The organism is Leucobacter sp. CX87 (assembly GCF_018682295.1).
GTDB lineage: Bacteria > Actinomycetota > Actinomycetes > Actinomycetales > Microbacteriaceae > Cx-87.
This window is the reverse complement of record NZ_JAFIRI010000008.1, coordinates 140,455-153,156: the sequence shown is the minus strand read 5'-3', so window position 1 is coordinate 153,156 and position 12,702 is coordinate 140,455. Positions and strand designations below refer to the sequence as shown.

The 12,702-nt window shown below is 67.2% G+C and carries 11 protein-coding genes; 5 read left to right on the top strand and 6 right to left on the bottom strand.

Features of this window, described 5'->3' with window-relative positions:
• Positions 1 to 16 precede the first annotated feature (16 nt).
• Entirely contained in the window at positions 17 to 1,078 is a 1,062-nt protein-coding gene (locus KOE53_RS12455; protein ID WP_188046353.1) for an aspartate-semialdehyde dehydrogenase, read from the top strand.
• A gap of 109 nt (positions 1,079 to 1,187) precedes the next feature.
• Here KOE53_RS12455 and KOE53_RS12450 read toward each other — a convergent pair whose 3' ends face one another.
• The 4 genes from KOE53_RS12450 to KOE53_RS12435 are packed head-to-tail and all read right to left on the bottom strand — an operon-like array spanning position 1,188 to position 5,191.
• A complete protein-coding gene (locus KOE53_RS12450) occupies positions 1,188 to 1,952 on the bottom strand; it encodes an amino acid ABC transporter ATP-binding protein (protein WP_285895465.1) in 765 nt (254 codons plus the stop codon).
• Complete coding sequence (locus KOE53_RS12445; protein WP_188058702.1) at positions 1,949 to 2,953, bottom strand: amino acid ABC transporter permease; 1,005 nt, start codon at positions 2,951 to 2,953, stop codon at positions 1,949 to 1,951. Before KOE53_RS12445 ends, KOE53_RS12450 begins: the two co-directional genes overlap by 4 nt.
• Before the next feature lie 2 nt (positions 2,954 to 2,955).
• Positions 2,956 to 3,888: a transporter substrate-binding domain-containing protein gene (locus KOE53_RS12440; protein WP_188058701.1), complete on the bottom strand. Its 933-nt coding sequence runs from the start codon at positions 3,886 to 3,888 to the stop codon at positions 2,956 to 2,958.
• Between the two features lie 46 nt (positions 3,889 to 3,934).
• Positions 3,935 to 5,191 carry an alpha-hydroxy acid oxidase gene (locus KOE53_RS12435; RefSeq protein WP_188058700.1) on the bottom strand — a complete coding sequence of 419 codons (1,257 nt, stop codon included), beginning with the start codon at positions 5,189 to 5,191 and terminating at the stop codon, positions 3,935 to 3,937.
• A gap of 104 nt (positions 5,192 to 5,295) precedes the next feature.
• Here KOE53_RS12435 and KOE53_RS12430 point away from each other — a divergent pair, with 104 nt between their 5' ends.
• Positions 5,296 to 6,912 (top strand): PucR family transcriptional regulator, encoded by a 1,617-nt coding sequence (locus KOE53_RS12430; protein WP_188058699.1) that lies wholly within the window; start codon positions 5,296 to 5,298, stop codon positions 6,910 to 6,912.
• Positions 6,913 to 6,935: 23 nt separating this feature from the next.
• Complete coding sequence (locus KOE53_RS12425) at positions 6,936 to 8,399, top strand: alanine/glycine:cation symporter family protein (protein ID WP_188058698.1); 1,464 nt, start codon at positions 6,936 to 6,938, stop codon at positions 8,397 to 8,399.
• A 4-nt stretch (positions 8,400 to 8,403) separates the two neighbouring features.
• On the opposite strand, the gene KOE53_RS12420 is transcribed toward KOE53_RS12425, so the two are convergent.
• A complete protein-coding gene (locus KOE53_RS12420) occupies positions 8,404 to 9,345 on the bottom strand; it encodes a metallophosphoesterase (protein WP_188058697.1) in 942 nt (313 codons plus the stop codon).
• Positions 9,346 to 9,349: 4 nt separating this feature from the next.
• A complete protein-coding gene (locus tag KOE53_RS12415; RefSeq protein WP_188058696.1) occupies positions 9,350 to 11,947 on the bottom strand; it encodes a transglycosylase domain-containing protein in 2,598 nt (865 codons plus the stop codon).
• 93 nt (positions 11,948 to 12,040) lie between these two features.
• On the opposite strand from KOE53_RS12415, the gene sp36 reads away from it, so the two are divergent.
• Positions 12,041 to 12,217, top strand: a complete 177-nt coding sequence (gene sp36 / locus KOE53_RS12410; protein WP_188046361.1) for a Sp36 family protein — start codon at positions 12,041 to 12,043, stop codon at positions 12,215 to 12,217.
• A 3-nt stretch (positions 12,218 to 12,220) separates the two neighbouring features.
• Positions 12,221 to 12,697 (top strand): RidA family protein, encoded by a 477-nt coding sequence (locus KOE53_RS12405; protein WP_188046362.1) that lies wholly within the window; start codon positions 12,221 to 12,223, stop codon positions 12,695 to 12,697.
• Positions 12,698 to 12,702: the final 5 nt, after the last annotated feature.

The following is a 12,702-nucleotide window of genomic DNA, read 5'->3' as shown; positions in this document are numbered from 1 at the left end:
AGGAGACACACAGATCATGGCTGCACAGCAGGGACTCACGCTCGCCGTCGTCGGCGCCACCGGTCAGGTCGGCGCCGTCATTCGCCGCCTGCTCACCGAGCGGGACTTCCCGGTCGACACGATTCGTTTCTTCTCGAGCCCGCGCTCGGCTGGCACTTTTATCGAGTTCAAGGGCCAGCAGATCGAGGTCGAGAACGTCGAGACTGCCGACCCGGCCGGCGTCGACATTGCGCTCTTCTCGGCGGGCGGCGGCCCCTCGAAGGTGCACGCCCCGCGCTTCGCCGCGGCTGGCGCGATCGTGATCGATAACTCGAGCGCCTGGCGCCTCGACCCCGAGGTCCCCCTCGTGGTCAGCGAGGTCAACCCGCACGCGATCGACGAGGCAGTCAAGGGCATCATCGCGAACCCGAACTGCACCACGATGGCCGCGATGCCCGTCATGAAGGCGCTTGACGCCGAGGCGGGCCTCGAGCGACTCATCGTCACCACGTTCCAGGCGGTTTCGGGCTCGGGGCTCGCCGGCGCGCGCGAGCTCGCCGGGCAGATCACCGCAGCGGTCGAGGCTGGCGGCATCGAGGCACTCGTGCACGACGGCTCGGCCATCACCTTCCCGGCCCCCGAGGTCTACACGAAGACCATCGCGTTCGATGTCCTGCCGCTGGCCGGCAACATCGTCGATGATGGCTCCGGCGAGACCGACGAGGAGCAGAAGCTCCGCAACGAGAGCCGCAAGATCCTCGAGCTGCCCGAGCTGCGCGTGAGCGGCACCTGCGTGCGCGTGCCGGTGTTCACCGGCCACTCGCTCTCGATCACGGCCGAGTTCGCGAACCCCATCACGCCGGATCGCGCCCGCGAGGTGCTCGCGAGCGCCCCGGGCGTCGAGCTCTCGGACGTTCCGACCCCGCTCGAGGCTGCCGGGCAGGATCCGAGCTTCGTAGGCCGCATCCGTCAGGACCAGTCGGCGCCCGAGGGGCGTGGCCTCACGCTCTTCGTCTCGAACGACAACTTGCGCAAGGGCGCGGCGCTCAACGCGGTGCAGATCGCAGAGCTGGTCGCCGCCAAGCTGCTCGCGGCGTAGCCGAAACACACGAGACGAACAGACGGCCCAGGCGCCGCGCGAGACACACTCCCCTCCAGGGAAGCATCGCGCGGCACCTGGGCCGTGGTCTGTGGCGGGCGAGGCCCCGCTAGAGCACCCGCGCGAGAAATTCGCGGGTGCGCTCGTGCTGCGGGTTGACGAGCACCTCCTCGGGCGGGCCGGTTTCGACGACGAGGCCGCCGTCCATGAAGACCACCTGATCGCTGACTTCGCGGGCGAAGCCGAGTTCGTGCGTGACGACGATCATCGTCATGCCGCGCGCCGCGAGATCCTTCATGACCGCGAGCACCTCGCCCACGAGCTCGGGGTCGAGCGCGGAGGTCGGCTCGTCGAACAGGATCAGCTTCGGCTGCATCGCGAGGGCTCGGGCGATCGCGACGCGCTGCTGCTGCCCGCCCGAGAGCTCCTGGGGGTAGGCGCCCGCGCGGTCGGCCAGGCCGACCTGCTCGAGCAGCCGCATCGCCTCCGGGAGGACCTCTGCGCGTTTGCGCTTCTGCACATACACCGGGCCCTCGATGATGTTTTCGAGCACGGTCCGATGCGGGAACAGGTTGAAACGTTGGAAGACCATGCCCGCGAGCTGCCGCGACTTCGCGATCTGGCTCTCGGACTGCTCGACGAGGCGTCCGCCCTTGTTCTCGACCCCGACGAGTTGGCCGTCGATGAGCACGATGCCCGCGTCCAGCGTTTCCAGCCGGTTCAGGCATCGCAGCAGGGTGGTCTTGCCCGACCCGGAGGGGCCGATCAGGCAGGTCACCGAGCCCTCGCGGACGACCAACGAGATGTCCTGTAGTACGGTCGCGTGCCCGAAGGACTTCCGGAGGTTGCGCACCTCCACCATTGTCTTGCTCATGCGAGGTCCTTTCGCTCAATCTCTGCCTCAGCCACAGGATCCGGCGCCGAGGCAGCCAGGGCCGCGGCCTTGCCTCGCGCACCCGAACGCTTCTCGAGCTTGCGGGGCTGGAAGCCGCGCCCATAGCGCTGCTCAAGCTTGCCCTGGAAGAAGGTGAGGACGGTCGTCATCGCGAGGTACCAGATACACGCGACGAGCAGGAGGGGAATCGTCTTGTAGTTGAGGGCGTAGATGATCTGTGCCGAGTAGAGCAGGTCGGAGATCGCGAGCACGCTCACGAGCGACGTGCCCTTGAGCATGGAGATTACCTGGTTGCCGGTGGGCGGCAGGACGACGCGCATCGCCTGGGGCAGGATCACGCGGGTCATCATGAGCCCCGGCTTCATGCCGATCGCTCGCCCCGCGTCACGCTGACCCGGGTCGATCGACGAGATGCCGCCGCGAATGATCTCCGCCATGTACGCCGCCTCGTTCAGCGAGAGCCCGAGGAGGGCCGCGACGAGGGGAGTGATGAGGACGTTCGCCGAGCCGAGCTCGATGCTCGGCCCGCCGAACGGCAGCCCCAGCGCGATGACCGGGTACAGGGCCGCGATGTTGTACCAGAAGATGAGCTGCACGAGCAGCGGGGTACCGCGGAAGAACCAGATGTAGCCGCGGCTCACATTCGAGAGCACCGGGTTGGACGAGAGCCGCATGATGGCGAGGCAGGCGCCCAGCAGGATCCCGATGGTCATCGAGATGACGGTGAGGAACAGCGTCAGCCAGGCACCCTGGAGGATCTGCGGGTTGAACAGGTACTCGCCGACCGTCGCCCAGCCGAAACGTTGATTGGTGGCGACGTCGAACAGCGCGAAGACGAGGAGGAGGCCGACGGCGACGGCACTCGCCACCCGCCACGGGTGACGCCGTGGGCGGATGTCGAGGCTCGTCAGCGTCCGCGACACCGTGGTCGGTGTCGCATCGTGCGAGGGTGTTGCCTGGAGGGGAGTGCGGGCGGTCATGACTAGCCCTGGGGGAAGTTGACGCGCACCTCGGTGAGTGCTGAGGAGTCCATGCCGTACGTGGCGAGGACATCCGTGTACTCGGGGGAGACGATGATGACCTTCATCGCCTCGGCGATCGCATCGACGAGCGTCGTGGAGTTCGGCGAGCCGACCGCGACGGCGTCGAGGTTGTTGACCTCGGCGACCTCGATGTCGGCGTTCTGGGTCGCCGCGTAGCCGAGGATCGGCTGGTCGGCGTAGACCACATCCGCACGTCCGCTCACGAGCGCGCTGATGGCCTGACGGGTGTCCTGGAACTGTTGGATGGTGAGCCCGTCCTTGCCCGCAGCCTTGCATGCCTCGTCCAGACTGGGGACGTAGGTGGTGAGCTGGTAGGAGCCGGTGAGTACCGCGACCTGCTTGCCGCAAAGGTTGTCGAACGACAAGTCGCCCGGGTTTCCGGCGGGAACGGCGATCGCACTGCCCATGTTCATGTAATCGACGAAGTCGAGGCTTTCCATCCGCTCCTCGGTCGGCGTCATCGACGAGACGGTCATGTCGAAGCGGTCGGCGGCAAGTCCCGGGATGATCGAGTCGAAGTTGCTCACGACGATGTCGATCTCGAGTCCGAGGGCGCCGGCGACGAGGCGGGCCATGTCGGGGTTGATGCCCGTCATGTCTTTGGTGCCCTCGCGGTAGAACTGGGTCGGGGGCTCGTTCGTGGGGATCGCCACGCGCAGGGTGCCGCTCTCGGCGAGCGCCTCGGGGACGAGGGCCACGGCCTCGGCGATGGGGGCCATCGTCGGCTCGTCCGCGGCGGCAGGCTTTTCGGCCGCGCCGGTGTCGGACGTGGCCGCCGCGCAGCCGGTGAGCAGCAGGGCCGCCGCGGCGATCCCGCCGAGCAGGGTCACCGTGCGGTGTTTGACGGTGGTCTTGCGGGTGAATGAATTCATGAGAACGTCTCCTTCGACGTGTGTGGTGGGGGATGGAGGAATGGGGTTAGACGGCCTGGGGTGCCCGCACGAGACCGGGACCGTGGCGGCGCACGATCTCGGGGCCTCGGGAACGGACCTCTTCGATGCTCGAACAGCCGAGCAGCAGCATCGCCCGGGCGATCTCCGAGCGGAACAGCTCGAGCACGTGCTCGACCCCGACCTGGCCGTGGGCGGCGAGGCCGTACAGGTATGGGCGGCCAATGGCGACGGCGTGGGCGCCGAGAGCGAGGGCCTTGATGACGTCGGTGCCGCGGCGGACGCCGCCGTCCAGGATCAGCTCGATGCGCCCGCCAGTTGCGGCGGCGATCTCGGGCAGCACATCGAGGGGAGTGGCCATGTGGTCCAGCTGGCGGCCACCGTGGTTGCTGATCTGAATGCCGTCCATGCCGTACTCGATGGCGGTCACAGCGTCGGCCGCGCTCACGACGCCCTTGAGCACGATCTTGCCCTTCCACCGGCGGCGCAGCTCCGCGAGGTGCGACCAATCCGTCGGAGTGTACGAGCCCGAGAGCAGCGTGCGCCACATGTCCGGGCTCGACGAGAGCGGGCCAGTCGGGCGGACCGAGTCGAGGTTCGGGAAGGCGATGGCCTCGTTCATGACGAAGCCGAGCGACCAGCCCGGGTGGAAGACGCCCTCGACCACCGACTTCGGCCGAATCGACGGCGGCGCGGTGAAGCCGTTGCGGTAGTCGCGCTCGCGGTGCCCGATGTCGCGGACGTCGAGGTTCACGAGCAGGGTGTCGTAGCCCGACGCCTCGACGCGATCGAGCATGGCTTGCAGCTCGACCGGGTCGGTCACGAGCTCCATGTTGAACCAGCGCCGGCCGCTCGGGGCCGCTTCCGCGACGTCCTCGAGCGTCGTGGTGCTCAGGTGCGCGAGGCCGTAGGGGAGGCCGACCTTCGCCGCGGCGCGCGCGACGGCGACTTCGCCCTGTGGGTGGAAGAGGCGGGTGCCGCCGGTGGGCGAGAGTGTCATGGGCAGTGTGCTGGTCTCACCGAGAATCGTGGTCGACAGGTCGGGGCCCTGTACGCCGCCCCAGAAGGGGACGAGCGCCCATTCGCCAAAGGCGTCGCGGTTGCGGCGCAGCGAGGACTCGTCCTCACCCCCGCCCTCGATGTAGTCGAAAATACTTCCGGGCAACCGGCGACCAGCGGCCTTTCGCATGTCTTCGACATTGAGGTAGCGCTTCGCGAGGCGCTCGGCCGGAGTGGTCGGGCGGGGCGGCTGCTGCGCGAGCTGGAGTAGGTCCTTGAGCTTCATTACTCTCCTGGTGATCGACTAATGGGTCGATTCTGCGCGGAACCGGGTCGGAATCCCATGGAGAATACTTTGAACCTACACGAAGAGTCCCGTAGAATCCTCCAATGACTGGCCACACGGGCGCTCGGGACGAGGCGAATCTCGGGGACTTGCTTGACCAGATTGAGCCCGCGATGGTCCGGGCGCTCGTCGACGACGGGCAGCGCGCGCGGCGCTGCGCCGGTGTGGTGCTGGCGGAGGCGCCTTCTTCCCAGGAAAGCTACCGCGACCAGGTGGTGCTCGGGCTCGGGCTGCGCCCCGGCGACCCGGGCTTCGCATCGTCCGTCCTCGAGATCGCCGCAGCCGGCGCCGCGGCCCTGATTGTCCGCGACGACCCCGAGCGGTCCGTGGGAGCGACACTCGAGCAGCAAGATCCTGCCGGTCTCGCGCTCGTCGTGGTGCGGGCGGACACCGACTGGGTCCAGCTTGCCCAGTTGTTGCGAGCGGCGAACACTGCCTATTCCTCGAAGGTCGCCACCGGGATCCCGATCGGGGACCTCTTTGGGCTTGCGAATACGCTCTCCGCGCTCTTGGACGGCGCGGTCAGCATCGTCGACGTGCCGGGGCGAGTGCTCGGATACTCCACCCACGCGGGCCACCCGATCGACGAGGTGCGTCGTGCGTCGACCCTCGCGCTCGAGGAGCTCGTGCACCCCTCGCGAGACGAGGACTACCGGAGGTTGACCCGGACCGCGGGTGCGGCGTACTTCGCGGGAATCGGCGATCACTTCGGCCGCGTCGCGATCGCGGTGCGCAGCGCTGGCGAGATGCTCGGCACCGTCTGGGTGATCCAGGTCGAGGACGCGACGTGGCGCGAGACCGCGGCCCTGCTGGAATCGGTCGAACCGCTGGTCGCGCTGCACATGGCGCACTCGCGCACGACCGCGACATCGAAAGAGCGCCGCAGCTCGGACTTGCTGCGGGCGCTGTTTGCGGACGAGGGCTTTGCGCTGCAGGCGGCCGACGAACTCGCCATCGGACCTGGCCGGGCGCATGCCGTGGTCTGCTTCGGGCTCGACGAGGGGCCGTCGAGCAACCCGGTGCGCCAGCATCAACAGCTCCTGCACGTCGCCGAGGTGAGTGCGAGCGTGAACTTCGGCTGGTCTCGCTGTGCGCTGATAGGCGGCGTGACGGTGGCACTCGTGGCGAGCGACGACACCGATGCGGTGCGCGCATTCGCGGAGGGGGTGGCGCAGGCGTCCAGCGGCGCGGTGCGCGCCGGGATCGGTGGACAAGCGGGGACGGTGCCCGAGATCGCGCGGTCATACCGGGAGGCGCTGAGCACCTACCGCGTCATGCTGCAGCCGATGCACTCTGATCACGCCCACGCTCGCTCCCGGCGCACCGCGACGTTCGATGAGGTGCGCGTCGAGCTGGGACTCGCGCGAGTGGGGGAGTTCCTGGCGAATCAGGGCCTCACCGCGGCGGACGAGCTCGAGCGCATCCGCCGCTACGACGCGCGCCACGACACCGAGTACGAGGCGACGCTTGCCGTCTACCTCGACGCTCAGGGCAGCATCCGTGAGACGGCTGAGCGGCTGCGGGTGCACCAGAACACCGTCCGATACCGGATGGATCGGCTCGGCGCCGAGCTCGGGATCCGCCTCGAAGACCCGGCGACCAGGCTGTGGCTCTGGCTGCGCCTCATGACCGCGAGGAACGCCGACCGCTTCCCTGGCTAACGCGCCGCTGACATACTGAAGCCGTGGATACGCTCAACGAACTCGTGCTCGCCGGCGGCGACAAGCTCTGGACCTGGGCTGTGCTGCCCGTCCTCGTTATTCTCGGCCTCTACTTCACGATCCGATCGGGCGTCGTCCAGTTCCGCTGGTTCCCCGAGATGATTCGCACCCTGCTCGACAAGACGCCGACCAACGACGACGGCTCCCCGCAGTCGGTTTCCGCCTTTCAAGCGTTCACGATCTCCGCAGCTTCGCGGGTGGGCGTGGGCAACATCGCCGGCGTCGGCACGGCGATCGCGATCGGTGGCCCGGGCGCCATCTTCTGGATGTGGACGATGGCGTTCATCGGGGGCGCCTCGAGCTTTGTCGAGTCCACGCTCGGCCAGCTGTTTAAGGTCAAGGATGCCTCAGGCTTCCGCGGTGGCCCGGCGTACTACATGCTGCACGGCCTGAAGTCACGCTGGATGGGAACGCTCTTTGCCGGGATCCTGATCGTCTGCTTCCCCTTCGCGTTCAGCTCGCTGCAGGCCAATACGATCAGCGCGACGGTCTCCTCGAGCATCGGTGGCGACATCGGGTGGATCCCGTGGGTCGTCGGCGCGGTGCTTGCCGTGCTCACCGCGCTCGTGGTGTTCGGCGGCGTGCGTCGGATCGCGAGCGTCACGCAGGCGGTCGTCCCGGCGATGGCGTTGCTCTACCTGCTGCTCGGCCTCGTGATCGTGTTCATGAACCTCGACAAGCTCCCTGAGGTGTTCGCCTCGATCTACACGGAGGCGTTCGGGTTCAACGAGGTCGTCGGTGCGACCTTCGGCATGATCCTGATGACGGGTGTGAAGCGCGGCATGTTCTCGAACGAGGCGGGCCTCGGGTCCGCGCCGAACGCCGGCGCGAGCGCCGCGGTGACCCACCCGGTGAAGCAGGGCCTCGTCCAGACGCTCGGCGTCTACTTCGACACGTTCCTGATCTGCAGCATCACCGCCTTCATCATCCTGGTCTCTACCCCGGATCTCGCCGGCGCCACGCGTGGCATCGGGCTCACCCAGAACGCGATCGTGGGCAACCTCGGGCCCTGGTCGAACATTCTGCTCAGCGTCATCATCTTCTTGCTGGCATTTAGCTCGATCCTGGGCAACTACTACTACGGCGAGTCCAACATCGAGTTCATTTCGACGGGGCGGCGCGTGCTGCTCGGGTACCGTGTGCTCGCGGTCGCCTCGATTTTCTTCGGCTCGATCGCCTCGGCGGACCTGATCTGGAACACGGCCGACGGCATCATGGGCATTATGGCGCTCGTGAACCTGATCGCGATCGGGCTCTTGTCGGGCCTCGTCTTCAAGCTCATGCGCGACTACTCTGAGCAGCGCAGGGCCGGGCTGAACCCGGTCTTCACGCGCGACCGGCTGCCGGGCGTGACCGGCATCGAGTGCTGGGAGGACGAACTCAGCGTCACCGGGCCGATCCCTATCCGGGAGCGAACGGCGAAGTAGAAGACTACGCCGCCTCGAGCACCAGCAGGGAGGCCTCGGGGCGGCACGCGAAGCGCACGGGCGCATAGATAGAGTTGCCGAGGCCGGCGCTCACGTTGAGGAAGGCGGCGCGGTGAGCGTCGTACCAGACGCTGAGCCCGCGCGCCTGGCTGACCGGGAGGTCGCAGTTCGCGGTGAGGGCCCCGAGGCCGGGCACGCGCACCTGGCCGCCGTGCGTGTGGCCTGCCAGGATCAGCTCCGCGCCGCCTGCGAGCAGTGCGCCGAGGGGCGCCTGATAGGGGGCGTGGACGACGCCGATGCGGGTGGGTGCGGGCCCGTCCGCTGACTCGTGCTGTGCGCGTGTGTGGTCGAGGGCGCTACGCATCTTCGCGGCGTCGTCGTACCCGATGTGCGGGTCGTTCATGCCGAACAGCTCGAAGCGCTGGCCGCGCAGTTCGAGCGACGTCGCATCGTTGTTGAGGCCCGTGAAGCCGAGCTCATCGGACAGCATGCGGGTGAGCCGCGCGTTGTCGATGTCGGGGTGGCGCGTGCTCTTTCGGCTCGGCTCGCGGAGATAGCGCATCGGGTTCTTCGCGATCGGGCCGTAGTAGTCGTTCGAGCCGTGTACGAAGACACCCGGGATGCCGAGCTCGGCAAACGGGCGCAGCGCGCGCTCAAGGGCGGGGATCGCGTCGAGGTGGCCAAGCAGGTCGCCCGTGAGCACGACGAGGTCGGGACGCAGCTCGGCGAGCGAGCGCACCCAGTCAATCTTCCCGTTCTGCCAGGGTGCGAGATGCAGATCCGACAGCTGCAGGATCCGGACCGGGGCAGTGCCCGCCGGAAGCAGTGGCAGGGTGTGCCGACGCACCGTGAACAGCTGGCGCTCGATGATCGTGGACCACACCACGACGCCGGCCGCGGCCGCCCCGAGGGCGACCGCGAACCCGCGTCCTGATGTGTGGCTCACGTGACTACGCGCAGTCGACGGTGATCGTGACCTGGCTGCTGCGCTTGGCGATCTCGCCGGCTGCCGGGCTCGAACTCACGAACGGCTTGCTGCCCGGATTGCCGGAGTTGTTTCCCGGAGCGCAGACGAACGCGGTGGCGCTGAAGCCAGCGTCTTGCAACCGTGTGCGCGCGTCGTTGCCAGTGCCGCCACCCAGGTCGGGCACCGCCGACATGCTGCCGTTGCTGCGGTAGATCGTGATGCCGGAGCCGGCGGGGGCCTGGCCGCCGCCGTCGGGATCGGTGCGTGCGACCGTGCCGGCGGGCTGCTCGGAGTCGGCCTCGCCGCCGTCCACCGCACTGAAGCCGAGTGCCGAGAGCATCGCTTCGGCCTCCTCGTAGGACTTGCCGCGGGTATCTGGGACGGACTGCATGGTCGTCTTGAGTGCGGCAGCGTTCGGCTCGGGGAAGGCGTCGCCGCCGTACTTCTGGTCGGCGACGTTCATCAGCGCGGGCCAGATCCTCTGGTCGGCGACCATGAGATTCCCGAAGAACCTGGTGGACACCTTGCCGGTGACGTTACCGACCCAGACCGCGGTGGTGACCTTCGAGCTGCCGCCCACCGTCCAGTTGTCGACGACGTCATCACTCGTGCCGGTCTTACCGATGTGCGGGATGCCGAACGGCGAGCGGGCGTGACGTGCGAGGCCGTTGTTCACGGTGTACTCCAAGGCGTACGCGACGCCAGCCGCGACCTCTGGCTCGATGGCCTGCGTGCACTTAGGCGCGGTGAACGGTACTTCGTTCCCGTCGGTGTCAGTGATGCGCTCGATTGCCGTGGGGGTGCAGACGGTGCCGTTTCCGGCGAATCCGCCGTAGGCGAGCGCCATGGTGAGCGGCGCGATTTCATCGACGCCACTGTAAACATTCGACGGCGTGATCGAGAGATCGGTGGTGCCGAAGTTGCCCATCTCCGGATTGGTTTGCTTCGATGCCCGATGCACGCCCATCTTTTCGGCCAGATCGATGGTGTCGCAGAGGTCCATCTTCTGCTGCATTGACACGAGGCCGCCATTGACCGACTGCGAGATCGCGGTGAGTACGGGTTGGTTGCCCCGTGTGCCGTTGTTGTCGTTCTCAAACTTCCAGGTCCCGTAGCCGTAGACGCCCTCGGGCAGGCACTGGGCGCGGAAATTCTGGTACTTTTCGGTTCGGCCGTTGACATTCACGATGTCGCGGACGGAGTGGCCCGTGCGGATCCACTCGGCGAGAGTGAACGGCTTAAACGTAGACGCGACCTGGAACCCGGAGGATCCACCGTACTCGAAGTCGGTGTTGTAGTTGATGCTCGTGAGCGTCGGGTCAGACGCGAGTTTTTCAGGGTCCTCACTGAAGGCGCGGTTCTGCACCATCGCGCGGATCTTGCCCGTGCCGACCTCGGTGCTTACGCCCGCTGCGCCGACGTCGATGCCGTCCATGACCGCGGGGATCGTGCTACTCACCGCGTCCTGGCCGGAGGCCTGCATGTCGAGGTCGATCGTCGTGACGATGTTGTAGCCACCGCGCTGGAAGTTGAACATCCGCTCCTCGGCGGTGTTGCCGAATGCCGGGTCGTTCTGGATCTGCAGCTGGACGTACTTGCAGAACTGGCCGAGGCCCATCGCGGCGGTGGTGCAGCCGGCGACCTTCGGCGTGATCACGGGGGTCACCACGGTGGCGACAGCCTCTGCGTGCTGTGCCTCGGTGATCTTGCCGGTGCGCAGCATCGAGTCGAGGATCTTGTCGCGGCGCTCGGTGTTCGCCGGGATGTTGTCCGGGATATCGATCTGCAGCTTTGACGGGTTGTTGACGATCGCGACAAGGCTGGCTGACTCGGCGAGCGTCAGGTCCTTCGCTTCCTTGCCGTAGTAGTACTGCGCGGCGGACTGGATGCCGTAGATCTGGCGGCCGAACAGGGCGATGTTCAGGTAGCCGAGGAGGATCTCATCCTTCGAACTCTTCTTCTCGATGCTGATCGCGTACTTCATCTCCTTGAGCTTGCGATCTGCGTCCTGGCGCATGGCGTTCTCGTACGCCTTCTCCTGCTCGACGGGGTCGGCGATTGACTCGGCCTCCTGCACGAGCACGTTGCGCACGTACTGCATGGTGATCGTCGAGGCGCCCGACAGACTCGAGCCCACGAGGTTCTGGAGCACCGCGCGGGTGGTCGCGAAGATATCCACGCCCCCGTGCGTGTAGAAACGGGGGTCCTCCTCGGCGACCGCGGCGTCTTTCACGTACTGCGGAATCTGGTCCCAGGCGACGGGGACACGATCCTGCGCGTAGAACTGCGCGATCTTCGCGAGGTTGCCGTCGGACTGCTGCGCATAGATCGTCGACGGCTCGGCGAGCTTGCCCGGGTCGAGGTGATCGGGGAGGTTCTCGAAGATGCTGATGGCCGACGTGGCGGCGGCCCCGCTCACGGCGACGAGCGGCGTGACGGCGGCGGTGACGAGCAGGCCGGCGACAACGCTCATGGCGATTGCTCCGAGGATCCCGCCCAGGGCGCCCCCGGCAGTACGCTTCTTCGTCGTCCGGACCGCTGGCTTTCGGGCGCGCGACGGCGTCGATGGCTGTTCAGTCATAGACTCAACCCTAGGCGACAAAACTGGCAATCCACCTCGGTCAGCGAGGTGTGGAGCCAGTTGTTCGGCGCGAACTGGTGAAGGAGATGTGACGTGAGTGAACAACAGCAGGGCGAGGCCCAGCGGTGGGAGTATTTCGTGACCCCGCTGCTGCTGCATAGCGAGGCGCAGATTTTGAACAACTGGGGCGCGCAAGGCTGGGAGCTCGTGCAGATCATTGCCGGGCCGGCCGGTGGCAACGTCGCATACCTGAAGAGAGAGGCACACTAAGCAATGTCAGTGATTGAAGATCGCATCCGCGAACTGGGCTACGAAGTTCCGAGCGTCGCAGCACCCGTCGCGGCCTACGTCCCGGCGGCCCGAAACGGCATCTACGTCCACACAAGCGGCCAGCTGCCGTTCGTGGACGGCGCGCTGCCCGCGACCGGCAAGGTCGGCATCGGCGAGGGCCTCGTGTCGCCCGAGCAGGCGGAGGAGCTCGCGCGCCTCTGCGCCCTGAACGGCCTGGCGGCCGCCCGCGGCGTGCTCGGCTCGCTCGACAAGATCACCCAGGTGGTCAAGGTCACGGCATTCGTCGCTTCGGACCCCTCGTTCACCGGCCAGCCCGGGGTCGCCAACGGCGCCTCGGTCTTCCTCGGCAAGGTGTTCGGCGACATGGGCATTCACGTGCGCTCGGCCGTCGGCGTGGCAGTGCTGCCGCTCGACGCCCCCGTCGAGATCGAGTTCACGTTCGAGGCGGCGGCTGAGTAACCTGC